This window comes from Aureisphaera sp., assembly GCF_059726885.1.
In genome coordinates this window covers 100,195-126,886 of the sequence record NZ_AP041051.1, presented here as the reverse complement: position 1 = coordinate 126,886, position 26,692 = coordinate 100,195, and the positions used below count along the sequence as shown (strand labels likewise).

Below are 26,692 nucleotides of genomic sequence, written 5' to 3'. Positions count from 1 at the left end.
TATGGCAGTAAAGCGAATAAAAAAGATAACATATATTCAGTTATTGCTGCTGCATGCACTTTTTGCATTTATTGTCTATTTATTTGGTTTCGCGGCAAAGTTTCTACTTGTGGCCATGGTACTGTACTTTGTAATCAGAATTTTTTCGACTAATAATCGGAATGACGAAGTACTCATTGCAGCGGCATACATGACGGGCATTGAGGTCTTTGCTAGGATGACAGGTGGGGCCATATCTTATGAGTTCGCCAAATATTCTGTAACGGGCTTTCTGGTAATTGGGATGTTCTATCGGGGGTTCAATCGGAGTTCCTGGCCCTACGTAATCTATCTAACTTTTTTGGTTCCCGGCATTTTGTTTTCGGCCATTAATTTAGATTATGAAACCAATATTGTAAAAGCTCTGGCGGGGAATTTAACGGGGCCTATTTGTGTTGGGATATCCGCTTTGTATTGCTACAATAGAAAAATTTCGACCGCCCGGTTTCAACATATTTTGTTGGCGGTTTTGTTTCCAGTGGTGACCACAGCTGTTTATCTTTATCTATATACGCCTTCCATACAAGATGTGGTCACAGGAACACAATCCAATTTTGAGACTTCTGGAGGATTCGGACCGAATCAGGTAGCCACCATTCTCGGGTTGGGCATGTTCATACTATTTACGCGATTATTGCAGTTCAGAAGCTTGCTGCTTAATATTATCGATATTAGCCTACTCGCTTTAATTAGTTATAGGGCTATAGTCACATTTTCAAGGGGTGGAGTTATAACCGCGGCCCTTTGTGCAGTTGCATTTTTGGGAATTTATTATTGGTATTCCCGGACCAGTACAAGGGTCATACTAATCCCAAAAATTGGTATCGTTGTGGTGGCAATGTTGTTGGCCTGGGGATATTCATCCCTATCCACTGGTGGACTTATTGACAAAAGATACGCCAATCAGGATGCCGCTGGAAGGGAGAAACAGGATATTACTACCGGTAGGATAGATCTTCTTAATTCGGAATTGGAGGCATTTTATTCTTATCCATTAACTGGGATCGGTGTTGGAAAAATAAAGGAGTATCGCTTGGAAACCACTGGGCGGCAATCTGCGACACATAATGAAGTAAGCCGAATATTATCGGAACATGGAATGTTTGGGCTTTTCGCATTGGTTATCCTCTTGCTAAAGCCTGTTTTAATGCGATTTAAGGATAGATCTAATCTATTCTTGTATTCCTTTGTTATATTCTGGTTCCTTACTATTAACCATTCGTCTATGCGTTTAGTGGCCCCAGCCTTTATTTATGGCTTGGCATTGTTAACGATTATAAGTGAAAAAAAGAAAACTTCTATACATAGGAAACAACTTACGGGGTAAGAACACCAATGTTACTACCATTGAAACCCTGTCCTCACACTTACAAGATATAGGTTATGATGTGGTGACTTCATCTGCCAAAAAAAATAAATTCCTTAGATTGATCGATATGCTGTCGTCGGTTATTAGGTATGGAAACAAAGTGTCCTATGTGCTTATTGATACGTATAGTACCCAGAACTTCTATTATGCGGTGGCAGTAGCCAATCTTTGCCGACTTTTTAAAACGCAGTATATACCGATTTTACATGGGGGAAATCTTCCTTCAAGATTACGAAATAGCAAAGCCGCCTCTTATAAACTCTTTACTGGAGCGTTTACCAATGTGGCACCTTCGAAATATTTACAGCATGAATTTGAAATAGAAGGATATCGGAACATTACTTTTATACCCAACACCATTGAGCTCTCAGCCTATCCTTTTAAGGAAAGGATAATCATTAGACCGAAATTATTTTGGGTACGCTCATTTGCTGAAATCTATAACCCAATGTTAGCGCTTAAGTTGGTAAAGCATCTCAGTGTGAAGGTTCCGGAAATTGAATTATGCATGGTAGGGCCCGATAAGGATGGTAGCCTGCAAATGTGTAAACAATATGCAAAGGAGCATGGGTTACGGGTTAACTTTCCAGGTAAATTGACAAAGCAGGAATGGAGGGACCTATCTCAGGGTTACGATGTATTTATAAACACTACGAATTTCGACAATACACCAGTTAGTGTAATAGAAGCCATGGCATTAGGATTACCTGTTATTTCAACCAATGTAGGCGGAATGCCATACCTTGTTGAAAATGAAGTGGACGGAAAATTGGTTCCTCCCAATGATGTGGAGCACATGGCCGAAGCCATTGTCGAATTGTTGAATAATCCGCAAAAAGCCCTAAGTCTGGCCCAAAATGCAAGGGGGAAGGTAGGGAGTTTTGATTGGGAAAAAGTGAAACTAGATTGGGGAGAACTTTTAAAGGAGTAAATAAATAGCTACTTTTAACCACCAAACCAACCTTGATGTCCCAAAAATCAAGCATACATTTTGATATTTCGGAACGCAAAGTACTATTGCGTATATTCGATATTGCATGCGTTCTTGGGGCATTGTACTTGGTAGGAATCCTATTCGATTTCGACTATTTTCTGATCAATTCCCGGCACTGGGTTTGGTCTATCGTATTGGCTCTATACCTAACTATTTTCGCTACGATTTTCGAACTGTATAACCTTCAAAAGGCAAGTAAATTCGAAATTGTCATACAAAATATCATTCTCACGGCCTCCGTAACAGTACTGTTTTACTTACTTACGCCATTCTTTACTCCCGAACTTCCTGAAAATCGTTTACAGATTGTTTATTTCTACATATCAATCAACCTTTCCTTGTTTATTTGGAGGTATGCATATATTGTACTTATCTCTGCACCTAGATTTTTTAAGCGCGTTCTTTTGGTCACTGGAGGGGATAATGTAAATGATGTGATTTCGACCCTTCAGAAAAGTGATCCCAATTATAAAGTATTGGGTTTCATTAATACGGATAACTCAGAATATGAGCCAAATGAAACGATTGAGCTGGAGGAATTTAAACTAACCAATGTCTCGGAAACCGTACAAGAGCATCAAATATCTGAAATTGTGGTGGCTACATCCCAAGATAAAGGGATCACCTTGCATTTGTACAATCAGCTTATCGATCTCCTTGAAAATGGTGTACCCATTCGCGAATATACTCAGGTGTATGAGGAAATCACACATCGGGTTCCTGTACAGCATGTAGAGAAGGATTTTTATCGTTATTTCCCATTTAGCCGGAGTAATCAAAATAAACTATACCTCTTTTTTCATAGAATTTTAGACCTGTTGTTCTCCGTATTAGGGCTGATTTTCGGACTACTCATAAGTCCTTTCATTATTATTGGAAATCTCTTCGGAAATAGAGGCCCCTTGTTCTATACGCAAATACGTGTTGGACGCAATGGTAAACATTTCAAGATTTATAAATTGAGAAGTATGGTAACCGATGCCGAAAAACATGGCGCACAGTTTGCCCAGAAACAGGACGTACGGGTCACTAAATTTGGAAAGTTCTTGAGAAAGACCCGATTTGACGAAATCCCGCAATTTATAAATGTAATAAAAGGGGATATGAGTGTAATAGGGCCACGTCCGGAACGCCCAGTGTTTGTGAAGGAATTATCTGAAAGAATTCCTTTTTATGAAATTCGGCATATCGTAAAGCCTGGGGTAACGGGTTGGGCACAGGTAAATGCAGATTATGGTGCTTCCGAAGCAGATGCACTCGAAAAATTGCAATACGATTTATACTACATTAAGAAGCGAAGTCTTTTCCTGGACATTAGCATTGTAATTAAGACCCTGAGCACCATCATATTTTACAGAGGGCAATAGAGAGCTATTCCATCCTTTTAAGAAAGGACGCCACATAGAGATAACGAACCCCCAATGCAATAAACAAAGGAATAAATCCAATGGCAAAGCGCTGTACTCCTGTTATGGAATGTAGGGTGAGCAATAATAGCATGAGAATGAGTAATACCATATATCGGTACAACCATTTTTTAGGTTTCTTTTTGCCTATGGCAAAAGCAAACAGGAGGGAAGGTGGGAAGGCCCATAACAAATTGTAGTTATTGGCTGTTGAAGAATGATCTGTGGCAAACCAAAGCAATAATAGGATGACTCCAACAAGTCCAGTAATGGCAAAAAGTAAGGAATCCAAAATCCTACTTCTTTTCGAATTACGATAATCCCGATAAGTAAACCAAAGTATTATAAACCCAAGCAATCCAAAGACAAATAATGGACTCATAAAGAAATTACTTTTATCTTCTTCAGGATTGTTCTGAAAGATAATTTGGCTTTCCTTAATGAACGGGATCGTAGATCCATTAGACGCTAGCGTTGCATGCTCATTGGCCAAATAGACATAGTTAGGCAAGAATTGATGTTCCCATGGAGTTGCTGTTCTATCGGTAACCGCTCCAATAGCCACATCCATACCTAGGCTTCCCCAGCTATTGGCGGGTACATTTTGTTGAATAAGCTCCCTGAAGGTATAGTTTTCTTTCAAATAAGAGTCATCATACCTCAATTTATCCTTTAAAATATTGCTTAACGCATCACGTGGTCTTGTAGCACAGTTGTCGAAGAGAAAGTCATATAAATATGCTCGATTTTCCACCTTGGCGTTATTTTCAAGGAAAGAATAGAATTCCTTATTTTCGTCAGGTGTAAGATCGAGTACTTGTTCCTTTACCCAGCGATTTTGTCTTTTGTACGATTCCAAAAAGCGGTCAAAGCGTCTTACATCAAGAATATACAGGAGTTTACCTTGGGCGAACTTTGTATAGAAATTTGGGGTATTAAAATCGTAGACCCCATAATTAAAGGCGATATCAAAAATGCTGTCTTTAACCCGTATAGCAGTATGCCCAAACTTGTCGTAAAGGTTCTTGCCTGGCCCAATGGTAATAATGCTTATTTCAGAATTTTCCGAGAGTTCTGGAAGCTGGCAAGTTACATGGGAAGGCCAGAAAAGGGTCAGCAATAAAATGAAAGGGAAGAGTCGTTTCAAGGACATATGAAATTGGTGTTGTTAAATTTCAGAATTAAAACCAACACTTACAACTTTTTAAAAGTAAAATAAATCCTATCGGAAAAGGGACCAATCTAGCGTGAGTGAGAACACGTTTGAGTACAAAGCAGCGCTTTGATCACCTATATCGGTGAGTGCGTAATCTACTTTAATTCCCTTGTATTTAAACCCAACCCCAATATTTGGCTGAAAACCAATAGAGTCGCTGCCATCAAGTTGGGTGATGTTTTGAAAATTCCCGACTCCTGCTCGCACGTAGACCAAATCAATATAACCTGCTTCCAATCCCAAGGCAGGCGTTATACTCGTAAAAGAGGTAGAGATGATATCGTTGGTTTCTGCAAACCGGAAGTTGAGGTCGGCTTCCGCCATTAATGAAAAATCAGAATGAAGGTCAAATTGCTTTGCCATTCCAAATTGAACTTTAGGAATCGTTATTTCAGTTGTTTCCGGTAATTCTTGATTTTGTCCAGCTACCGCCCCTTGAATATCAGCAAATTTGTCTTCGTCTATGGTCCATGCATTGAAAGTGGTCGTTATGTCGCGTAGCATGAGACCAAACATCCAATTTTTCTTGGATTCAAATTGAATGGAAGCATCTAAGCCAAATCCCCATGAAGAAGCAAAATCACCAATAATCCTTCTAATAACTTTGGCGTTTACCCCTAGTTTAAGGCCGTCTAACGGAAGGTGTCGAGCATAGGAAAAAGTGACCCCATAATCTGCTGTTGAAAACAGGCTAATTCGATTAAAATCAATATTCCCTTGATCATCAATTAACTGAGTCGTATTAAGGATATCGTCTACTCCAAAACGAATGATGGATAAGCCCACGGCACTTTTATCATCCAAGGGCATAGCGAAAGCTGCATAATCGTAATTGGCAATATTGGCAAAATAAGAGGCATGCATGAGGGACAGTTGCTTGTCTTCCAGTTTTAAGAGTCCAGCAGGGTTCCAGTATCCAGAATTTACATCCCCTGTAGAGGCTACCACAGCATTGGCCATACCAAATGAGGCGGCGTCTACCCCAATGTTCATAAATTCATTGGAATACTTCCGCGTAGTTTGAGCCATCAGGGCACAAGACAGCAATAAAAAAACGATAAAAGTTGTTTTTTTCAAGCAATTAATTTTCAACAAATATCTCACAATTTTACACAATAGTAAACTATAATTTTAAATACATATTGTGCGTCTGAATATGTAGACGGAAATACTTTCCTATTTTTACAAAAACCAACTAAAAAATTTTCATGTTGAAACAAATCCCTAATATTATCACCTCCTTGAATCTGTTATCTGGCTGCGTAGCTGTTTTGTTTGCACTTTCAGGGGATTTGGTAAGTGCTGCCTTTTTTGCGATTGCAGGTATTTTTTTCGATTTCTTCGACGGGTTGGCAGCTAGGTTGCTTAAAGCCGAAAGTGACATAGGATTACAACTGGATTCATTGGCCGATATGATTACGAGTGGTTTGGTGCCAGGAGTGGTAATGTTGCAGTTGCTTAGCTTGGCATTAAACGGAGACTATTTTGTCATTACTGAAATGTTTGCCCAAGACTCATGGAACCATTCCGGATTGTATCTTCCTCTGATCGGACTTCTTATTACGGTTGGAGCGGCATACCGTCTGGCCAAGTTTAATGTAGATACCAGACAAACAACAGGATTTATTGGGTTGCCAACACCAGCGAACACTTTACTTATTTTAAGTTTACCACTCATACTTCATTTTCAATCCTCGGAAGCACTTAAAGACATCGTTTTAAACAAATGGGTATTGATAGGTCTAACCCTAGTAAGCTGCATTTTAATGAATGCGGAAATCCGGCTTTTCGGGTTGAAATTCAAGAAATGGGATTTCAAATCGAATGCCGTGCGGTATGTTTTTCTTTTGATTTCCTTGGGATTGCTCATCGCACTAAAGTTTATTGCGATTCCGGCGATTATTCTAATGTACCTACTGCTTTCAATAGTCAGTAAAGAGAGGGTGGCTTAATCCAAACCAGATACTTTGATTACAGGAGGGAGTATCCGAAAAATTTTACAACTTGAGGATCTAAAAATCGATTGATAATGGAAATATCCTCCTCCGTCAATTTCTCACGCCATTGCTCATTCAAGTAATAGTCCTTGTAGTAATCAAAGGACTTATTGGATTCCTTGGTAGATGTATTGTGGTTTTCGAAGTTCGTTTTACCCGGAAGTTCCCAAAGCAGTTGCAAGTCTTTTAATACCTTTTCAGGGTCTTCGATAATAGTTTCATAAGTAAGGTTGAACGTTTGTTCGGGAAGCTGTTTTTTCAGATCTAGATAAGACTTGTTTTTGGCATTCCACAGCATTATCGGATTTTCATAGCTCCTTGCCACATGGTTATCCCTGCCTTGAACTACCCAGGGATTTTTTAGAAATTCCGTAAATGTTACTTCGCGATCACCTTTGTAATGATAAGGACGCTTATATAGCGAGAGCAAAAAGGAATAAGGATTCTTTGTAATGGTAACAAAACCAATAGAGTCGATGTCCTTTTCCCTCAATAGTTTGGAAGTTAACACCGTACTGTGTTTCCATCCCAAATTAGATTTCCATACAGTCCCGAAATATAAATTTTGAAATACATTAGATCCCGTGGGAAGGGTAAAGGAACCAATTTTCATTTTTGGGGTGTTCCCAGAAACCATTAAAACATCTATATTCTTGGCCACTAATTTTGTGAAGTAATTAGTACCTGTATTACGTTCGCCGTAGATTTTTAGCTTTTTGATGGTCCTTTTTTCCAACTGTTCCAATTACGAAGTTGCGAACAACGAAGATATGGAAGTGGTATTAAAACTCGAGTTTTTTCTTGCGCAATTCGAAGTTCTGACCCAAATAGACTTTTCGTACCATTTCGTCATTGGCCAATTCTTCGGGTTCTCCATGTTTTAGGATGCTCCCTTCAAACATTAGATACGTTCTGTCTGTTATAGCTAGTGTTTCCTGAACGTTATGGTCTGTGATAAGAATACCAATGTTTTTGTTCTTTAATTGGGCTACAATACGCTGAATATCTTCCACTGCCACAGGATCTACGCCTGCGAATGGTTCATCTAAGAGAATGAAATTAGGGTCTGTAGCTAAGGCCCTGGCTATTTCAGTACGTCTTCTTTCCCCACCACTTAAAAGATCGCCACGGTTCTTTCGGATATGCCCCAATCCAAATTCCTCTATGAGCGATTCCATTTTCATTTCCTGCTCTTTTTTGGAAAGATCGGTAAGCTGTAACACACTTAAGATATTGTCTTCAATACTAAGCTTTCGGAAAACCGAGGCCTCCTGTGCCAAATATCCTATCCCATTTTGTGCACGCTTATACATGGGAAAAGATGTAATTTCTGTGTTATCTAGAAATATCTGTCCGCCATTGGGTTTTATCAACCCAACAATCATATAAAAGGAAGTGGTTTTGCCCGCTCCATTGGGTCCTAAAAGCCCCACAATTTCACCTCGGTTTACCTCTACGGAAATACCTTTAACCACCTTCCGGCCTTTATAGGATTTAATAAGATTATCGGCTTTTAATTTCATATTATGACAATACTACGACAAATGACGGATTCTTTTCTTAAGAATACGCTAAACTTGGTTTTCCAAGGCATCCCAATATTCGTACGCCCTTCTTAGGTGAGGGATTACGATAGTACCACCTACCAATAGGGAAATGCTCATTCCTTCTACCACTTCTTCCTTGGTAAGTCCTAATTTATGACATTCTTCTAAGTGATAACGGACACAATCATCGCATCGTAGGACCAAGGAATTGCCCAAACCGAGCAACTCTTTTGTTCTCTTGCTAAGGGCTCCTTCCGTAAAGGCGTTGGTGTCCAGATTAAAAATTCGCTTTAGGACTTTGTTGTTGTCCTCGAGCAATTTTTCGTTCATTTTGGAACGATAGGCGTTAAATTCTTCAACAATATTTCCCATGAAATTTAGGCTTTAGAGGCAAGCTTTTTATTCTGTCTTTTTATCACGGCTTTGGAGATAAAGATGCTTATTTCATATAAAATAACGACAGGAATCGATACAATTACCTGACTGGCAATATCGGGAGGTGTTATTATAGCCGAAACAATGAGCACGATTACCAAAGCAAACTTTCGGTATTTTCTTAAAAACTCTGGGGTAACCAAACCTATTTTGGTAAGGATAAAGATAATGATAGGTAATTCGAAAATTAGTCCACTAGAAAGGGCACAAGCCCTAACAAGACCAATGTAGCTGCCTAAATCGAACTCATTGAGAACCTGATCGGCAACTTGATAATTTCCTAAGAAGTTTATAGATAGGGGTGTTACGATAAAGTATCCAAAAAGGACTCCAATAAAAAATAGTAGGGAAGCAATAAAAATAAACCCTCTGGCCGATTTGCGTTCGTTGGCGTGAAGTCCTGGACTCACAAATTTCCAAAACTCATAGAGTACAAATGGAAATGCAACAATAAATCCAGCAGTAATGGACGTCCAAATATGTGCAGAAAATTGACCGGCCATCGTTCTACTTTGCACTGCGAAGGGAAGTTCTGAAAAACAAAAGCTGTCCAAGCCGATCATTTGGGCCGATTTACAAAGCAATTTGTAGGTTGGGAATGCAGCATCTTTTGGCCAAAAAATGATTCCGTCAAAAATCAGGCTCTTGAATACAAAAGCCAGCGAAGCGAAGACCACCACAGCACCAGTAGAACGAATTAAATGCCATCTTAATTCCTCTAGGTGATCGAGAAAGGACATTTCCTTTTCTTGATTTACGTTTTTGGGTGTCATTAAATGATTCCTTCTTTACTTAAATTATGAATATGAACTACACCGGCATATTTTCCATCCTTCTCTGCTAAAATTTGTGTAATACCGTGCTTGTCCATAAGTTCCATCGCTTCTATAGCCATGGCATCGTTATCTACTTTTTTGGGATCTTTGGACATAATATCCTTAGCTGTAAGCCCAGCAATATTATCCACTTTGGTAAGCATTCTCCGCAAATCCCCATCGGTAATAATACCCACTATTTCATCATTCTCTACCACAGCCGTGACACCCAATAACTTTTCAGAAATCTCAACAATCACTCTTTTTATTCCCATGTCTGGAGTTACCTGAGGCTTTTCATTTAATGAAGTGAGATCACTTACCCTTAGGTATAATTTTTTACCTAATGAACCTCCTGGGTGGAACTTGGCGAAATCCCTGCTTGAGAATCCCCTCAACTCTAATAACGACATTGCTAGGGCATCGCCCATTACCAATTGTGCCGTAGTACTAGTAGTAGGTGCTAGATTATTGGGACAGGCTTCTTTTTCAACATACGCATGTAGGACATAGTCACTCTGTTGTCCCAAAAAGGAATCTTTGTGCGAAGTGATACCAATAAGCTTATTGCCACTTCCTTTAATAAGGGGCACCAATACCTTAATCTCGGGTGTGTTACCACTTTTGGAAATACAGATAACAGTATCGTTTTCCTGAATAATTCCCAAGTCCCCATGAATGGCATCTGCAGCATGCATGAAAATAGCTGGCGTACCGGTAGAGTTAAGTGTGGCTACTATTTTGGTAGCAATGTTCGCACTTTTCCCAATTCCAGTGACAATGACTCTTCCTTTTGATTGAAAGATATATTGTGTGGCCTCTGCGAATTCAGAAGAAACCAACTTCGAAAGATTCAAAATGGCGTTTCCTTCTGTTTCTATAGTCTGCTTTGCAACAGAGATTATTTTATCCTCGTAGTTCAAAATGTTACCCTTTCTTTTATTTTGTCGCTGTACAACTTTTTTATTATATTTAATTACGCAAAGCATAAAGATGCTTGCCCCCAAACACAACAGTTAGATACAACTTGACTAAATAGGTTGCAAAATTACAATTGTTCTACAGTTCACACAATTTTAATTTTGTTCCAGAATGATTGAAATAAATGAGTACAGCGTGAACGAATCAGACTTATACGCATCCCTTAAAAAGTACTTTGGGTTTACGCAATTTAAAGGCCTTCAAGAAGATGTCATTACAAGCCTGCTGGCGGATAAAAACACCTTTGTTATTATGCCCACCGGTGGAGGGAAGTCCCTCTGCTATCAATTACCTGCTTTAATGAAAGAAGGTACTGCTATTGTAGTATCTCCCTTAATAGCGTTAATGAAGAATCAAGTGGACGCACTTCGTTCACTTTCTTCCGAAGAAGGCATAGCGCACGTTCTTAATTCCTCCCTCAATAAAACCGAGGTAAAAAAAGTTAAGAGCGATATAGTTTCCGGCATAACAAAGCTTTTGTATGTAGCGCCAGAATCCCTTACTAAAGAAGAAAATGTCGATTTCCTTAATTCGGTTACGATATCATTTGTTGCAATAGATGAGGCGCACTGTATTAGCGAATGGGGACATGACTTTAGACCGGAGTACAGGAATCTCAGGAAAATTATTCAACGAATTGGGGACAATATTCCGATTATTGGCCTTACTGCCACTGCTACTCCCAAAGTTCAGGAAGATATCCTTAAAAACCTAGGCATTCAGGATGCCGATACTTTTAAAGCTTCATTTAATAGGCCCAATCTCTATTATGAGATTAGACCAAAAACGAAAAATGTGGATTCCGATATTACACGTTTTGTAAAACAGAATGAAGGGAAAAGTGGAATAATTTATTGTTTAAGTCGTAAACGGGTTGAAGAATTGGCCCAGACGCTTCAGGTTAATGGTATTAATGCCGTTCCTTATCACGCTGGTTTAGATGCCAAAACTCGTGTAAAACATCAAGATATGTTCCTAATGGAAGATGCAGATGTTGTGGTAGCAACTATTGCATTTGGTATGGGAATCGATAAACCGGATGTTCGCTTCGTTGTTCATAATGATATACCCAAGAGTATAGAAAGCTATTATCAGGAAACGGGACGTGCCGGACGGGATGGTGGAGAAGGTCATTGTTTGGCGTTTTACAGTTACAAGGATATTGAAAAGCTTGAAAAATTCATGAGCGGTAAGCCTGTGGCAGAACAGGAAATCGGGCATGCCTTATTGCAAGAAGTGGTGGCGTTTGCCGAAACCTCCATTTCCCGCCGCAAGTTCATTCTGCATTATTTTGGGGAAGAGTTCGACAATGAGACAGGAGAAGGTGGCGATATGGACGATAATATGCGTCATCCCAAAAAGAAACATGAAGCCAAAGATGAAGCTATTAAGTTGCTTCAGGTTATTAAGGATACCAATCAGCAATACAAATCCAAGGAAGTGGTAAATGTCTTGGTTGGGAATGTAAACGCCCTTATAAAATCCCATAGGACAGATACCCAATCTTTTTTTGGAATTGGCAGTAATCAAGATCCCTCGTATTGGATGGCCTTGCTAAGGCAATTGTTGGTAGCTGGCTTCTTGAAGAAAGATATTGAAACCTATGGCGTTATTAAACTAACGGAGGCAGGATTGGATTTTTTGAATGCACCTTCTTCGTTCATGATGACCGAAGATCACAGCTTTAAGGAAGCCAATGATGATACCATTGTGGTAAATCAGAAAGGGAATGGGAATGCGGCAGATCAGAACTTGTTTTCTTTATTAAAAGCTGAAAGAAAGAAGGTTGCCGATAAATTAAGCCTTCCTCCTTTTGTCATATTTCAGGATCCATCCCTGGAAGATATGTCGTTAAAATATCCCATCACACTAGAAGAGCTGTCTAACGTACACGGTGTAGGTGAAGGGAAGGCCAAAAAGTACGGGGCGTCCTTTGTAACGCTTATACAGGAATACGTTGAGGATAACGATATTACACGACCCGATGATTTCGTGGTGAAGTCAACAGGTACCAACAGTGCATTAAAATTATATATCATTCAGAGTGTAGACCGTAAATTACCACTAAAGGATATCGCTGATGCCAAAGGCCTGGAAATGCCGGATTTCATTAAGGAAATGGAAGCTATAGTTTATAGTGGTACCAAACTGAATATCGATTATTGGATTGATGAGGTACTGGATGAAGACCAGCAGGATGAGATACACGATTATTTTCTTGAAGCTGAAACCGATCGAATCGATGAGGCTATGGAAGAGTTCGATGGTGATTACGACGATGAGGAATTGCGTCTCTATCGTATAAAATTCATAAGTCAAGTGGCCAATTAATAAATGAGCTGCATGAGATACTTATTCTCCGTCCTTACCTTGGTGCTATTTAATCATCAGGTATTTTCGCAAACTATTTCGGATACACTAAAGGTAGCTTATACTTCAGCTCCGCCCTTTATTATTTCTCAGGAAAGTAATCTCGAAGGGGTTAATATATGGCTATGGGAAAGGGTTGCCAATGACTTGGGAATACCTTATGAATTGGTCCCGATGGATTTTTCCAAAATGCTTACCGCAGTTGAAAACGGCGAGGTCGATGTATGTATTAATCCACTTACTATAACCAGTGAGAGAAGTAAGGTTATGGAATTTGGCTGTTCGTTTTTCGCTAGTAATTCTACTATTGCGGTGGCCAAAAAGACTTCCCTGAGAAAATTTCTGGATTTTATGGGCGCTTTTTTCAATGTAAATTTTTTGAGGGGGCTTTTTATATTGCTGTTTATCATTTTTCTTTTTGGTACGCTTGCATGGCTATTTGAGCGTAAGAAGAACCCAGAACATTTTAGATATGGCCCACGTGGTATTTGGGATGGTATCTGGTGGTCTGCGGTAACCTTAACCACGGTTGGTTATGGGGATAAGGCTCCCAGATCGAAACGGGGTAAGGCCACAGCATTGGTATTAATGTTCGGGGGCTTATTGTTTATTTCGGGTTTAACTGCAAGTATAGCCTCAAGTCTTACCGTGAATCAGCTAAGCAATAATCCTGATGGTTTTCATGAATTTAAGGATGTAAAAGTGGGGACTATACACAATTCCGGGGCCGAAGATTTTTTAAGGGAAAACTTTTTTAAGGAAGTACAGACCTACAATGGATTAGTACTTGGGTTAAATGCTCTTAAAAAGGGAGAAATAAAGGCCTTTATCTACGATGAACCCATCATGAAATATAGGATTCATACGGATTCTAAATTTGATAAAATAGAACTACTTCCCATAAAATTCGATGTTCAGTTTTATGCCTTTGCTTTTTCTAATGACAATTCTGAAGCCGAAAAGATCATTTCTCAAAAAATTCTTGAAATCATGGAAACTGCCGAATGGGAAATCGTTCTGAATGAGTTTGGGCTTTCCGAAATTTAACTAAAATCCATCCCGTTCTTTAGTTTGCCAACCTCTTAACTCAAGGACAGGGTCTATATTGATCGTGGTCTGTAAATAATCATTAACTTCAACGTCAAAGTTAATACTACCGCTTTCTTAAGTAAATAACTAAACCAATTAATCATGCCTAAAGACCTTGTAGAAATTGCCAAGATTAGTCAACTCAACGACAAAGAACCTACCCATGCATTAGTTAGTAATACCGATTTAGTAATTATTAGGTATGGCACTGAAGTATCCGTGCTGTACGGGCGTTGCCTTCACCGTGGAGCTTTATTGTCCGATGGTCACATTGAAGGGGAAAACCTTATTTGTGGAGTGCATTATTGGGATTATCGCTATGATACAGGGGTGAGCGAATACAATAATGAAGAAGCCCTTCAAAAGTTTCAGGAATATATTGAAGGCGATTCCCTAAAAGTTGATAGAAACGAGATCGTTAACTTCGAAAGGGAGCATCCCCAACCATTCAATAGGGACGAATATTTAGGGGCCTATGCAGATACGCATCCAGAAGATACAGAACCCTATACGGGATATATTAAGGAGCTTGCCAAAAATGGGCTTTCCAAGATTGGTCATCATGGTTTTTCGGCCTCCATGGGAGTGGATAGGAATACTTTGCCTAAATGGAGTGATATTCAGTTTTTACCTGCTCAATTGTCAAGAAGACCTTTGTTAGATCATGAAGCGGTGGCCACGAAAGTAGTCATAGGGCCTCGCGCCAAAAAGCCTCTATCGTTGGACATTCCGCTATTTGTAAGTGATATGAGCTTTGGAGCTTTATCCAGGGAAGCCAAAATTGCATTGTCCAAGGGTGCGGAAATGGCGGGTACAGGCATATGCTCGGGCGAAGGTGGAATGTTACCACAGGAACATGAGAACAATACCCGTTACTTTTATGAGTTGGCATCGGCTCAATTTGGTTTTTCTTGGGATAAGTTGGATCATGTACAGGCATTTCATTTTAAGGGAGGTCAGGGAGCAAAAACTGGAACAGGCGGGCATCTACCTGGTAATAAAGTGAGCAAGGAAATTGCAGAGGTAAGAGGTTTAAATGAAGGGGAAAGCGCAATATCTCCAGCCACATTTCCCGAATTTCATGGTGTTGAAGATTTTAAAAAGTTTGCCACTCAGGTTCGCGAACGCACGGGCGGCATCCCAATTGGTTTTAAAATTGCCGCCAGTCATATCGAGGAAGACATCCAATTTGCACTCGATGTGGGTGTAGACTATATCATTTTAGATGGCCGTGGAGGCGGGACGGGTTCGGCCCCTACCATTCTTCGGGATAATATAAACGTGCCTACTATTCCTGCTTTGGCTAGGGCTCGGAAATACTTGGATGAGGTTGGAGCCAAGGATATCACTTTAGTCATCACAGGTGGGCTGCGAATTGCAGAAGACTTTGCAAAAGCGATGATGTTGGGAGCCGATGCTATTGCCGTTTCCAACTCAGCATTGCAAGCTATTGGTTGTTTGGGCATGCGGGCATGCGGTACGAATAACTGTCCAGTAGGTATTGCCACACAGAAAGAATCTTTACGAAGTCGACTCATTATAGAATCTTCGGCGAAACAACTGTTTAATTATTTCGATGCAACGAATCATTTAATTCAGGTGATTGCACGGGCATGTGGTTATGATGATATTTCCAAATTCAACAAAAGCGACCTTTCTACTTTCAATCAGGACATGTACAAACTTACTGGCATTAAGTACGCTGGAATAATTACTTCTTAACCATGGAACAAATCATGCATAGGGCAGCACAATATTTGGCAACTGCTGCGATCAGCTTTCTTGAAAAGAAAGAGGATGATAGCCACACCAACCTGGGTTGGAATGAAGCAATTTCAAGAATGGAAACGAGACCCCTAACGGGTAACGGTGATCAGTTATCCCTAAATTATAAGTCCTTTGCTTTAGAATGGATTCGAAATGAAGAAGTTTTAAATAAACTTTCCCTGCAGGGTAAGACTCACGGAGACATTGTTGCATGGATTTCAGATGTTAGCAAGAATGTTGGGATGGATAAGGCATATAGTCATTCGCTTCATTACGATCTACCTTATGAAAAATTGAACGATGGTTTTATTTATAATCTTTACCATTCTGAAAAGATAAACGAGCTTATTGAAAATAGAAATAAAGTACATGGGGCACTGTCGGAAGTTTTGAGAATGAACAACCTTACTTCCGAAATACGCATTTGGCCGCATCATTTCGACTCTGGAGCATTTGCTATGGTTAATGATACATTGGGAATCGGACTGGGAATGGCCATGCCGGATACCATGATCGATGATTTTTACTTATATGTAAGTGGCTATCATGGTCACGATTTTGTGGACACTTCCGCTTTCGCACCACTTAAAATTGGAAAAGTCTATTCAGATGGATGGAAGGGTATAGCCCTTCCAGTGAAAGGCTTGAATAGGGATGACATGACTTCTTTTTTTAATGAAGCCATAGCTAGATACACTTAGGACTTACCAATATCATCAATTAGGTCTTCATCCACTTTGGTTTCTTTCTTCCAGATTCTTTTCAAGATTTGATATAAACCAATACAGGTTAAAATCCCAAAGGGCATTGCCATAAATCCTAGTGCCAGGTCGCTGTAGTCATCTATGGACATTGAACCCCATAATTCGATGTATATTCCTAGTAGAATTCCGAAAATAAAAGCGCCTGCATAATAGGATACTACCCCCAAAACAGCAAACCCCCATTTGCTTCTATTGTGTTTCTCAGCAAGGGTATAGAAGTTTTTTCCAATAAAATAAATGAGTACAAGTCCTAACATAGTTTTGTTTTAATTAGCGATTGCAATTTAACTTTTATTTTCATTTCCACCTTCGTGCTCAAAACCGTACCTTTGCGCCTCACTAAAATGAAACAAAATGCAAGACGGTATTTACGCTAAAATCACTACCGAAAAAGGAGAAATCCTTATTAAACTTACACACGATAAAACTCCAGGAACAGTGGGTAATTTCGTGGGGCTTGCCGAGGGCAATCTGGAAAACGAAGCAAAGCCACAAGGAACGCCATACTATGATGGATTGAAATTCCATAGGGTTATTCCAGATTTTATGGTACAAGGAGGAGATCCAAACGGAACTGGGGCCGGTGGTCCGGGATATAATTTTGACGATGAATTTCATCCAGAATTAAAACATGACCGTGCAGGTGTGCTTTCCATGGCTAATGCAGGACCAGGAACAAATGGAAGTCAGTTTTTTATCACGCACGTACCAACAGACTGGTTGGATAACAAGCATACCGTATTTGGTCACGTGGTCGAAGGGCAGGATGTGGTAGACAGTGTGGCTCAAGGAGATACTATGCAGAAAGTTGAAATCGTAAGGGTTGGAGATGAAGCTGAGAATTGGAATGCAGTGGAAACTTTTCGTCAATTCAATGGTGCCAAAGCGGAGCGTGAAGCAGCTGCTAAAAGAGCGCAGGAAGAGTTGCTGACTTCAATTTCTGAAGGTTTTGAGAAGACTGAAAGCGGTTTGCGCTACCAAATCATCAATAAGGGATCTGGGGCACAAGCAGAAAAAGGAAAGACCGTGGCAGTTCATTACAAAGGGATGTTTCCGGATGGAAGCGAATTCGATAATTCCTTTAAGCGAGGAAACCCGATAGAATTTCCAGTGGGAATGGGCAATGTGATTCCAGGATGGGACGAAGGTATCCAATTATTACAGGTGGGTGACAAAGCTCGTTTTGTGATCCCTTCCCATTTAGGTTATGGAAACCGAGGGGCAGGAGGGGTAATTCCTCCAGATGCAACCCTCGTTTTCGATGTAGAGCTAATGGATGTTAAATAGTTTATAAACTGTTTATATCAATATATCAAAAACGTCCTCCAATCGAGGACGTTTTTTATTTTTACAAAAATCTTTCAATCCTTATGAATTTAGAAAAGTTACGTTACCCCATTGGCCGTTTTGCCCTTCCCGAAAACATATCAGACACCTTGCTAAACGAGGCTATTACCATTCTGGAAATTTTCCCTGAGAACCTCAAGGAAATGTTGCAGGGTATTAGCGAGGAAATGTTGGATACGCCTTATCGCGAAGGTGGGTGGACCATAAGACAATTAATACACCATATAGCAGACAGTCATCACAACAGCTATACCCGTTTTAAATGGACCTTAACAGAGGATAATCCTACTATAAAGGCATATGATGAGAAAGGATGGGCTGCTTTTGGAGATTATATGACTTTACCTGTCGTTTGGTCTATCGAACACTTGGAAAATATGCACCATAAATTGGTTCATTTACTTCGAATGTTGACTGAAGAACAGTGGAATCGAACCCTTGTTCATCCCGAATCTGGAGCTACAATGAATTTGAAAGAATTGGCTCTAATGTATTCTTGGCACAGCATGCATCATTATTCGCACATAAAAAATGCATTGTCCAAAGAAAAAGTGGGATAAACCCACTTTTAAAATGACGTAAGGCAAAGTCGTTATTGCACGATCAGTTTTTCAGTGGTAAGTATCTTGCCATTTTCATATAGCGAAATGAAGTACATCCCGCTTGGGTAGTTGAGTACATCCAGATAGATGTGATTTTTGGGTGAATCTACAGTTCTTTCAGAAACAATCTTTCCCGTGATATCTACAATACGATATTGTGAGATCATGGCACTTTGGGTGCGTATGGTGACTTGTTCTTTCGCTGGATTTGGTACAATGAAAATATTTTTATTCTCAAATTCACTAGCCCCTAAGGTAGCATCGTAGGCATCCTGCAATGCATCGATTGGTTCAAATACCGTAGAAGTTACCCATACATTTAAGTCCAAGGATAAGTTACCATAACTGCTATCAGTATCGGTAGGATCTGCCACGCGCAGAAAAGCCGACAATGAACTCACGCCATCATCCAAGCATCTTTCATCGGCACCAGGTCTCTTTGCGCCTTGTAAGGCAGCCATAAGTTTGTCAGCAAGCGTTCCGTTGGTATTTACAAAAGCCGTTTCCATATCGCTTACCACATCTTGGGAGATGAGTATGTTTCCAGCTATGGCATAATTGGGGCCCGTAATATGAATAAATTCCTCAAAGCAATTTTCGCCCGTATATGCAGCGCTTCTTGGATCACCGCTATTAAGATCTACTATGTTGTATTGTCGCGTGGTGGGATTTCCACTTACGTCATTGGCTACAAGCCAGTCTATTATTTCTTGGGGAGAATCTCCCGCCTCCATGCGTATTCTTGCATTGGCCTGATTGGTGGGGCTCCAAAAGGATTGAGTGTGAATGGCTCCCACGCCCAAGACAATATCACTAATGGCTAAGGCACCATCTTCAAAGCCTAGGCAAGTGGCTCCAGCACTGCCAATTTCACCCGTATCAGGATCTACGGCAACAATTGAAAATGTATGCTGTGCTGTGGCAAAATGTGTTGAAATTAGTACGAGTACTATTATATAGAAGTTCTTCATAGTGCTATATTTTTGTTTTATAAAAATATGAATTACCGATGAAGGCAACTTATAGAATGAGTATTTGATGAGATAAATTAAGATAAAAGCTATTGCTTCCATTTTATGTTACAGCCAATACTTGGTTTCTGATCTTTTCTTTGAGGGCTATTGTTAAGGATATTATCCAAGGCCTCCCGGAGATCACGGCCATTTACTGGAATACTATTACCTGGTCTTGAATTGTCAAGTTGTCCGCGATAGACCAATCTGTGCTGTGCATCGAATAGAAAGAAATCTGGTGTACAAGCAGCATCATAAGCTTTTGCAACCTCCTGCGTTTCATCATATAAATAAGGAAACGGATAGTTATTGGTCCGTGCTACTTCCCACATTTTATCGGGAGCGTCTTGTGGATAGTTTTCAATATCGTTGCTGCTTATGGCAACAAATCCAAATCCGGTTACACGATAATCGTTTGCTAGCCTAACTATTTCCTCATTCACATGAATTACAAATGGGCAATGGTTGCAAATAAACATGACAACAGTACCTTTCTTTCCTGCTATATCATGAAAGGTCATGGGGTCATTACTTACAGTGTCCGTCAGATTAAAATCGGGTGCTTTGGTTCCTAAAGGAAGCATATTAGATTCTGTTCTAGCCATTATAATTCAGGAATTTAAAGAGTATCTATACGAAGGTACAATATAGGTCGCAAATGGTGTCTTTTGGTTACATCTTTTAGAATTGAGACGCCCGTAATTTCTCATAATTTTCTCGATTAACATTTTTGCACACCTTAAATGGTTATATTTGATACAATTAGACAAAAATCCTTTAAATACTAACAAATGAAAAAGATTACTTTCCTTTTATTATTAGCGCCTTTTTTCTGTTTTGCACAGATTGAATTGAAGGGTGTGCTAACCTCTGGAAACTCGGGCACAGATGTGTGGGAATATATTGATGATTCCACAGGTAATGTGTACGCCGTTGTTGGAGGAAATGGTATGTCCGTTGTGGATGTAACCGATCCAACCAACCCCACTCAAATAGCTCACTTAACCAGCGTTCCTGGTTTCGATGTGAAAGTTTGGCAGAATTATGCCTATTGCGGTACTTCTGGTGGAGGAACTGGAAACGTGGTAGATCTTACCGATCCAGCAAATCCAGCAATTGTAGGGACTTTTCCTTCTCCACACAATATACATATTGATGAAAGGGGATACATGTACAATTCTTCCCCTGGTGTAAGGATTTATGATTTGAATCCAGATCCTACAAACCCAACTTTTTTAACCCAAGTTGGAAGTGAAGGACACGATGTAACCGTAAGGGGCAATGTAATGATAGACTGTCATGGTTTTGCGGGTACATTCATATACGATGTAACCGATCCGGCAAGCCCGACACTAATTACAGCGATCAATGACGCAGATATTACGTATCACCATCAAGGGGATATTTCTACCGATGGAAACTACGTCTACATATGTGACGAATTGGGGAACCACCCACAGGCGGATATTTCGGTGTGGGATATTTCAGATATTGGTAACCCAACGCGTGTAAGCGATGTGGCAGATCCTTCGGCTACACCTCACAATTTATATGTGATTGATGATTTTGCATATACGTCATATTACACAGCTGGATTTAAAGTATTCGATATTTCAGATCCATCAGTATTAAATCTAGTAGACGATTATGATACCAGTTCTGCTTCAGGAGAAGGCTTTGCAGGGGCATTTGGTGTGTATCCATCTCCGGAAACAGGAAATATTTACATTAACGACGGAAGTGGTGTGTATGTATTTGGTTTTTCCGCTCTTGGAGTAGACGAATTGAAAAACAGTCCAATCTCTATATATCCTAACCCTGCTCAAGGTGCTGTGAACCTAGCGAGCCAGACGGACCCAATCGAAAATGTGAAGGTGTTCTCAATGATGGGTAAAAAGGTAATGGATATAGACGTTACTGCAGGGCAAGACTATCGTTTAGATATTGCAGCATTAAACACTGGAGTGTATTTTGTTCAGGTAAATGACAGAAAAGCACAGAAACTAATGGTGAAGTAATTTCCCAAATTAGCATACAAGAAAAGCCCTTCAATACGAAGGGCTTTTTTGTTATTCCTAATCAAAGTGCAAATTTTATTACACCTCACTATCCATCATATCCGTAACGACATAATACCTAGGATCATCTACATTATCTTGGATGAAATTGTCAAACTCGGGATTCCATTTTACCAAAAGGGTTTTGCAATCGGGACTTAAATGAGTAAGGGTAACTTTCTTTCCGGCTGCAATATATTTATTGGTGATGTTGCGAAGCGCCTCTACTCCAGAATGGTCACTCACTTTTGATTCGATAAAATCGATTTCAACTGTATCAGGATCATTCTTAACATCGAACTTACTATTGAATGTTTGCGTGGATCCAAAGAACAGGGGACCCCATATTTCATATACTTTGGTGCCGTCTTCCTTGATTCGTTTACGAGCTCGGATTCTTGTAGCATTATTCCAGGCAAAGGTCAGCGCACTCATAATTACCCCAGCTATAACAGCTACGGCAAGGTCTTTCCATACAGTGATAGCCGAAACCGCAATGAGTACGATTGCATCGCTTATGGGAATTTTAAATAGAATCCTGAAGCTACTCCAGGCAAAAGTTCCGATAACTACCATAAACATAACCCCAACCAATGCCGCTATTGGGATTTGTTCTATGAGCGGTGCTCCAAAGAGAACAAAACAAAGCAATGCTACGGCTGCAACTGTACCGGATAAACGACCTCGACCGCCAGAATTCACATTAATGATGGATTGACCGATCATAGCACATCCTCCCATTCCACCAAATAGACCATTAAGGATATTAGCGCCTCCTTGGGCCACACATTCCCGGTTTCCACTTCCCCTGGTTTCCGTCATTTCGTCTATAAGGTTAAGTGTCATTAGGGATTCGATAAGACCTATGGCTGCCAATATTCCAGCATAGGATACTATTTCAAACTCATACCCTTTTAAGGTGTGGAACAAGGCAAATAATTGATCTTGGAACGTTGGTAGCCCGCCTTGTAAGCCTTCCCCACCACCATCACGAATAAAGGATCCAACCGTGCTAACGTCTATTTTTCCAAAAATGGCAATCGCAGCCACGACTATGATAGCAGTTAATGCTGCGGGTATTTTTTTTGTCAATTTAGGCAACCCAAACATGATTCCCATGGTAAGAGCTACCAATCCTAACATCATCAAGAGATTTGTGCCCTGCATCCATTGCATTTCATCACCCACTTTTTCCTTAAAGAGTCCCAGTTGCGATAGGAATATGACAATTGCCAATCCATTTACAAACCCCATCATTACAGGGTGCGGAATGAGTCGAACAAACTTACCCAAGCGAAGGACACCGGCTAAAATTTGTATTCCCCCTACCAGTAGTAATGTAATGAATAACCACTGCAACCCTAGGTTTTCAATGGGTTGGACCAAATCTAGTCCTACTTCGTTACCTTTCTTTATTAAATTGACCATAACAACCGCCATGGCACCTGTAGCACCACTAATCATTCCTGGTCTACCACCAAAAAGGGCAGTGATAATTCCCATCATGAAAGCACCGTAGAGACCTACAAGGGGATCTACACCAGCAACGAATGCAAAGGCAACAGCTTCTGGTACCAAAGCCAAGGCAACTGTAAGTCCCGAAAGAATATCATTTTTTGGGTTTTGAGTAAAATTCTTGATGGTTTTCTGTAACATAACACCCTCTTTTTTAAGGGCGCAAAGGTAGCTTTTTCAATGAGATTAGGGAGTATCCCTATACTATTTCTTGAACCAGGCCGTATCCTGATACTCTTTGGTACGGGATGCCACCTCACGGTTTTTCATGATAAGGTGGTTTTTGTCCATTCTTTTACTTCTATAACCCAATAGATGGAAGAAGTCTTTGGTAAAAAACCGGGCCCATTTCAGATTTACGGTTAGGGAGTCCCTTTTATCGGATTTCCATTGAACACCTGGTAATAATGTTAAGTAGGTATCCAAGCCTATTCTACGTAAGAAGGCTGAAAGCTTAAGGAAAAACTTAGGGATCGCCCTTATGATGAAGAAACCATCTGTTCCCTGATTTTGATAGAGGGGCATAAATATATTTCCTGAGGACGGGGCATTTACTTTTTCACCTGCGTAAGTAGCCAGTTCTTGGTGCTTTTTTATTTTTTGAAAATTAGCATAGCCAGGGTTCATTCTAAATTTCTTTTCTGGCCGAATGGCAAAGTGTTCAAAAATCTCATAGAAAGAAGATGACATGGTATTTTTTTGTGATAATCTAGCGAAATAGTGATCAAATGCAATGTCTTCTCTTGAAATGGAATTGGTAAACACAAGGCTTAAATAGGTAAATGCGATATGGTTTTCGATGGCCGATTCATCTTCATGCTGACCACCCTCGAATCCAAAAGCCACATAACCAAGTTCATTCACATAACTCAGTAGTGGACCTTCAAGATATTCTTCTATGCCCAGGATAATGGGTACGGGATATTGAGACGTGAACTTTCTATTGAGCAAATTATCATTTACGGTTATGAAAGGAGGTGTTTCGCTGGACGTCGTATGCAAATCGAAAAAGTAGTAGGGTCCGGGTTCAGACTCTAAAATGGTCTTAAAACTTCGATACAATTCTATTTGCTCCTCTCTATCAGGATTTATGGGGTCGTTACCGGAATGAACAAACTCTTTCACCTGATCAAAAGACCATAAACGGTTCAAATCCTCTTTTTGGAACCGTCGCCCATTTTTTAATGCGTTAAGATTTCCTGCAATGGCGTAGATACTGCCCCGCACTTGTGTTTTTTTAGATTTTAGCTCGGTTATTAAATAATTTAGTGCAAATACACCAGCGGGTTCATTTCCATGAATACCGCCTAAAACGACAACCGTAGGACCTGGTTGAGTCCCTTTAATTTTACCAATGATACGGTGTATTTCTATAGATTGATCTAGCGTTTTGCTATATAGTTTCACCATTATCAAATTGAATTACATCCTTAATCGTGATGATACCCACTAATTCTTTATCCTTAGTAACTGGTAGGCACCCAAATTCATTGTCTTTCATAATACGAATGGCTTCAGAAATAGTTGTTTGCGGAATTACGGTGACCACATTTTTTTCCATGATTTCATCCACTGTTTTCAAGGAATCCTCTTCCGCTGCATCTTCATGTTTCTCAATATGTGTCCAAGTGAGTAAACCGGATATTTCGTCTGAATCATTTTTTACGGGTACATGATGCACATTTTTCCACTGCATTATACGAACGGCTAAATTCGCCAAATCATTCTCCTGAACTGTAAATAGTTGTGTAGACATAATATGCCCTACCAAATGTGCGGATTTTGATAGATCGTTGTTTGCATTCAACGATGGCCAGTCATTCACGTGTTTGCCACTTTGTTGATTTTGATACATTCCCTTGGTCAAGACCCGAAGCGCATCGTCTTTTTTCATATGCTCCTTAAGGAAACGATAATTGGAGGTAGTCCATTGTGAGCCTGAGATCCCTTTGGCCCGGATTTCGATTATTCCAAGGTATTTTTCTATATCGGACTCCGCAATATTCATTTTTTTCAATCCCTTTTCGGCGATGGGAAGAAGTTCTGCGAGGACTAAATCCTTGACCGAAATAGATGTTCCCATCCACTTCAATACGGAAAGTTTTCCTGTTCTGGCGGCTTTGATAAAATTGGATTTAGCATCTTTAAAATCCATGACTGAGGGCATATCGTCGAATTTTTTTGGACGCCCCATCATGAGCCCTACCCAAAATGCAAAGGTGGCCATCTCATCCAGGGAAGTAGGCCCGGACGCGATATACCTGTTTTCTATGCGTATGTGTGGCTTACCCCCGCCTACGCCATAACATGGGCGGTTCCATTTATAAATAGTTCCGTTGTGAAGATTAAGGGCAGGTAATTTCGGAATGATGTCATTCTCTAAAGCCACCATTGAGTCTTGCTCAATTTCCTTAGAAAGTATGACTTTGTACTGTGCTATGTCATTTTTGAATATCTCAGCAATGGAACCATATTCCCAATCGGTACCGAAGGAAACTCGTGCTTGTTGATTTTTGAGCGCATAGGAGGAATGTCGTGTGTCTATACTTTGTTGAAACAGCGCGATCCTGGTTTCATCCCATAGTTCCCTACCTAAAAGAATAGGGGAGTTCGCACTTACACCCAAAATAGGACCGGATATCGCCTGCGCCCAGTTGAAGCTTGAAATAAAATCATTGGGTGGTATCTGAAGGTGCATCTGAAAACTAGTATTACAGGCTTCAAATAGGACAGAATCATGGTTTATGGTAAGATCGTCCACTCCTTTGATATGTAGCCTGAAATCACCTCTCCTAAGCTCTTTGAGCATGTCATTGAGGGCCCAATAGCGTGGCTGGGGCGTCATGTAATGAAACTCCAACTCGTTTTTACTTATGGTGGGTAGAATCCCAGTGAGTAATACATATGCGTCATGTTTCTCGGCGGCTTGACTTGCTTTGGCAAGTAAGGAATTCAATTGCTTTTCTACTTCAGAAAAACATTCCCCTTTCAATTCTACAGGATCTAGATTTATTTCGAGATTGAATAACGCAAGTTCTGTTGTAAAGTGAGGATCATTTACTGTCGCTAGAATTTCTTCTGCTTTGTTTGAAGGCCTCCAATGTTTCGTGACCAAGCAAAATTCCTGTTCCGATCCTATCCGATAAATATCATCTTCGATTAACCCTTTGTCAAGCATTAGCTCCAAGGCGTTAATATCGCTAAGAAGATGCTTTATGAACTTGGCACGGCCGGCATAATGTAGTCCAGTCTTCACCTTTTGTTCTCCCATGATCTTTAGCTATAAAAATTATGGGAAGAAAGGTATTGCTAATGCTAAACCCAAAATATGACAAAAAGCATATTTTGATAAGAAGATCGACTAATGTG

At 40.1% G+C, this 26,692-nt stretch carries 24 protein-coding genes; 11 read left to right on the top strand and 13 right to left on the bottom strand.

Translation table 11 applies throughout. The features are described from left to right. Position 1: 1 nt before the first annotated feature. The 3 genes from AC6JAD_RS00610 to AC6JAD_RS00600 are packed head-to-tail and all read left to right on the top strand — an operon-like array spanning position 2 to position 3,769. A complete protein-coding gene (locus AC6JAD_RS00610) occupies positions 2 to 1,366 on the top strand; it encodes an O-antigen ligase family protein (RefSeq protein ID WP_461304093.1) in 1,365 nt (454 codons plus the stop codon). After that, complete coding sequence (locus AC6JAD_RS00605; RefSeq protein ID WP_461304092.1) at positions 1,320 to 2,339, top strand: glycosyltransferase family 4 protein; 1,020 nt, start codon at positions 1,320 to 1,322, stop codon at positions 2,337 to 2,339. The genes AC6JAD_RS00610 and AC6JAD_RS00605 overlap by 47 nt, the downstream gene beginning before the upstream one ends. A gap of 35 nt (positions 2,340 to 2,374) precedes the next feature. Next, entirely contained in the window at positions 2,375 to 3,769 is a 1,395-nt protein-coding gene (locus AC6JAD_RS00600) for a sugar transferase (RefSeq protein WP_461304091.1), read from the top strand. A gap of 4 nt (positions 3,770 to 3,773) precedes the next feature. Here the strand turns inward: AC6JAD_RS00600 and AC6JAD_RS00595 are convergent, their stop codons facing one another. Together AC6JAD_RS00595 and AC6JAD_RS00590 are read right to left on the bottom strand one after the other, a co-directional pair. Continuing rightward, the gene (locus AC6JAD_RS00595) at positions 3,774 to 4,961 is read right to left on the bottom strand and encodes a lipoprotein N-acyltransferase Lnb domain-containing protein (protein WP_461304090.1); all 1,188 of its coding nucleotides are present in this window, start codon (positions 4,959 to 4,961) and stop codon (positions 3,774 to 3,776) included. 69 nt (positions 4,962 to 5,030) lie between these two features. Beyond that, positions 5,031 to 6,101 (bottom strand): putative type IX sorting system protein PorV2, encoded by a 1,071-nt coding sequence (locus tag AC6JAD_RS00590; protein ID WP_461304089.1) that lies wholly within the window; start codon positions 6,099 to 6,101, stop codon positions 5,031 to 5,033. A gap of 131 nt (positions 6,102 to 6,232) precedes the next feature. Here AC6JAD_RS00590 and AC6JAD_RS00585 point away from each other — a divergent pair, with 131 nt between their 5' ends. After that, positions 6,233 to 6,976: a CDP-alcohol phosphatidyltransferase family protein gene (locus tag AC6JAD_RS00585; protein ID WP_461304088.1), complete on the top strand. Its 744-nt coding sequence runs from the start codon at positions 6,233 to 6,235 to the stop codon at positions 6,974 to 6,976. Positions 6,977 to 6,995: 19 nt separating this feature from the next. Here the strand turns inward: AC6JAD_RS00585 and AC6JAD_RS00580 are convergent, their stop codons facing one another. From AC6JAD_RS00580 to AC6JAD_RS00560, 5 genes are read right to left on the bottom strand one after another with little or no spacing between them, the layout of a single operon-like run. Further along, positions 6,996 to 7,757 (bottom strand): hypothetical protein, encoded by a 762-nt coding sequence (locus AC6JAD_RS00580; protein WP_461304087.1) that lies wholly within the window; start codon positions 7,755 to 7,757, stop codon positions 6,996 to 6,998. Positions 7,758 to 7,803: 46 nt separating this feature from the next. Next, positions 7,804 to 8,544: an LPS export ABC transporter ATP-binding protein gene (lptB, locus tag AC6JAD_RS00575; RefSeq protein ID WP_461304086.1), complete on the bottom strand. Its 741-nt coding sequence runs from the start codon at positions 8,542 to 8,544 to the stop codon at positions 7,804 to 7,806. Positions 8,545 to 8,592: 48 nt separating this feature from the next. Then, positions 8,593 to 8,940: a carboxymuconolactone decarboxylase family protein gene (locus AC6JAD_RS00570; RefSeq protein ID WP_461304085.1), complete on the bottom strand. Its 348-nt coding sequence runs from the start codon at positions 8,938 to 8,940 to the stop codon at positions 8,593 to 8,595. A gap of 5 nt (positions 8,941 to 8,945) precedes the next feature. Further along, complete coding sequence (tatC, locus tag AC6JAD_RS00565; protein ID WP_461304084.1) at positions 8,946 to 9,776, bottom strand: twin-arginine translocase subunit TatC; 831 nt, start codon at positions 9,774 to 9,776, stop codon at positions 8,946 to 8,948. Beyond that, positions 9,776 to 10,741 carry a KpsF/GutQ family sugar-phosphate isomerase gene (locus AC6JAD_RS00560; RefSeq protein WP_461304083.1) on the bottom strand — a complete coding sequence of 322 codons (966 nt, stop codon included), beginning with the start codon at positions 10,739 to 10,741 and terminating at the stop codon, positions 9,776 to 9,778. Before AC6JAD_RS00560 ends, tatC begins: the two co-directional genes overlap by 1 nt. A gap of 169 nt (positions 10,742 to 10,910) precedes the next feature. Between AC6JAD_RS00560 and recQ the strand changes: the two genes are divergently transcribed. The 4 genes from recQ to AC6JAD_RS00540 all read left to right on the top strand — a co-directional run bounded on the left by recQ (position 10,911) and on the right by AC6JAD_RS00540 (position 16,726). Beyond that, positions 10,911 to 13,130 carry a DNA helicase RecQ gene (gene recQ / locus AC6JAD_RS00555; RefSeq protein WP_461304082.1) on the top strand — a complete coding sequence of 740 codons (2,220 nt, stop codon included), beginning with the start codon at positions 10,911 to 10,913 and terminating at the stop codon, positions 13,128 to 13,130. A 12-nt stretch (positions 13,131 to 13,142) separates the two neighbouring features. Next, positions 13,143 to 14,216 carry a transporter substrate-binding domain-containing protein gene (locus AC6JAD_RS00550; RefSeq protein ID WP_461304081.1) on the top strand — a complete coding sequence of 358 codons (1,074 nt, stop codon included), beginning with the start codon at positions 13,143 to 13,145 and terminating at the stop codon, positions 14,214 to 14,216. A 144-nt stretch (positions 14,217 to 14,360) separates the two neighbouring features. After that, positions 14,361 to 15,980, top strand: a complete 1,620-nt coding sequence (locus AC6JAD_RS00545) for a glutamate synthase-related protein (protein ID WP_461304080.1) — start codon at positions 14,361 to 14,363, stop codon at positions 15,978 to 15,980. 2 nt (positions 15,981 to 15,982) lie between these two features. Next, positions 15,983 to 16,726 (top strand): hypothetical protein, encoded by a 744-nt coding sequence (locus AC6JAD_RS00540; protein ID WP_461304079.1) that lies wholly within the window; start codon positions 15,983 to 15,985, stop codon positions 16,724 to 16,726. Here the strand turns inward: AC6JAD_RS00540 and AC6JAD_RS00535 are convergent. Continuing rightward, positions 16,723 to 17,046 carry a hypothetical protein gene (locus AC6JAD_RS00535; protein ID WP_461304078.1) on the bottom strand — a complete coding sequence of 108 codons (324 nt, stop codon included), beginning with the start codon at positions 17,044 to 17,046 and terminating at the stop codon, positions 16,723 to 16,725. The two genes, AC6JAD_RS00540 and AC6JAD_RS00535, sit on opposite strands and share 4 nt — an antisense overlap. 97 nt (positions 17,047 to 17,143) lie before the next feature. On the opposite strand from AC6JAD_RS00535, the gene AC6JAD_RS00530 reads away from it, so the two are divergent. Next, on the top strand, positions 17,144 to 18,076 hold the full coding sequence (locus tag AC6JAD_RS00530) for a peptidylprolyl isomerase (RefSeq protein WP_461304077.1): 933 nt from the start codon (positions 17,144 to 17,146) through the stop codon (positions 18,074 to 18,076). Between the two features lie 83 nt (positions 18,077 to 18,159). Continuing rightward, entirely contained in the window at positions 18,160 to 18,696 is a 537-nt protein-coding gene (locus AC6JAD_RS00525; protein WP_461304076.1) for a YfiT family bacillithiol transferase, read from the top strand. Positions 18,697 to 18,728: 32 nt separating this feature from the next. On the opposite strand, the gene AC6JAD_RS00520 is transcribed toward AC6JAD_RS00525, so the two are convergent. Together AC6JAD_RS00520 and AC6JAD_RS00515 are read right to left on the bottom strand one after the other, a co-directional pair. After that, on the bottom strand, positions 18,729 to 19,709 hold the full coding sequence (locus AC6JAD_RS00520; RefSeq protein WP_461304075.1) for a DUF1028 domain-containing protein: 981 nt from the start codon (positions 19,707 to 19,709) through the stop codon (positions 18,729 to 18,731). Positions 19,710 to 19,798: 89 nt separating this feature from the next. Beyond that, entirely contained in the window at positions 19,799 to 20,356 is a 558-nt protein-coding gene (locus tag AC6JAD_RS00515) for a thioredoxin family protein (RefSeq protein WP_461304074.1), read from the bottom strand. Positions 20,357 to 20,542: 186 nt separating this feature from the next. On the opposite strand from AC6JAD_RS00515, the gene AC6JAD_RS00510 reads away from it, so the two are divergent. Continuing rightward, positions 20,543 to 21,769 carry a choice-of-anchor B family protein gene (locus AC6JAD_RS00510; protein ID WP_461304073.1) on the top strand — a complete coding sequence of 409 codons (1,227 nt, stop codon included), beginning with the start codon at positions 20,543 to 20,545 and terminating at the stop codon, positions 21,767 to 21,769. Between the two features lie 78 nt (positions 21,770 to 21,847). On the opposite strand, the gene AC6JAD_RS00505 is transcribed toward AC6JAD_RS00510, so the two are convergent. The 3 genes from AC6JAD_RS00505 to AC6JAD_RS00495 form a co-directional block, all read right to left on the bottom strand. Continuing rightward, entirely contained in the window at positions 21,848 to 23,464 is a 1,617-nt protein-coding gene (locus AC6JAD_RS00505) for a SulP family inorganic anion transporter (RefSeq protein WP_461304072.1), read from the bottom strand. A gap of 63 nt (positions 23,465 to 23,527) precedes the next feature. Beyond that, the gene (locus AC6JAD_RS00500) at positions 23,528 to 24,733 is read right to left on the bottom strand and encodes a succinylglutamate desuccinylase/aspartoacylase family protein (RefSeq protein WP_461304071.1); all 1,206 of its coding nucleotides are present in this window, start codon (positions 24,731 to 24,733) and stop codon (positions 23,528 to 23,530) included. Next, positions 24,717 to 26,594 (bottom strand): glutamate-cysteine ligase family protein, encoded by a 1,878-nt coding sequence (locus AC6JAD_RS00495; RefSeq protein ID WP_461304070.1) that lies wholly within the window; start codon positions 26,592 to 26,594, stop codon positions 24,717 to 24,719. Before AC6JAD_RS00495 ends, AC6JAD_RS00500 begins: the two co-directional genes overlap by 17 nt. Between the last annotated feature and the right edge of the window lie 98 nt (positions 26,595 to 26,692).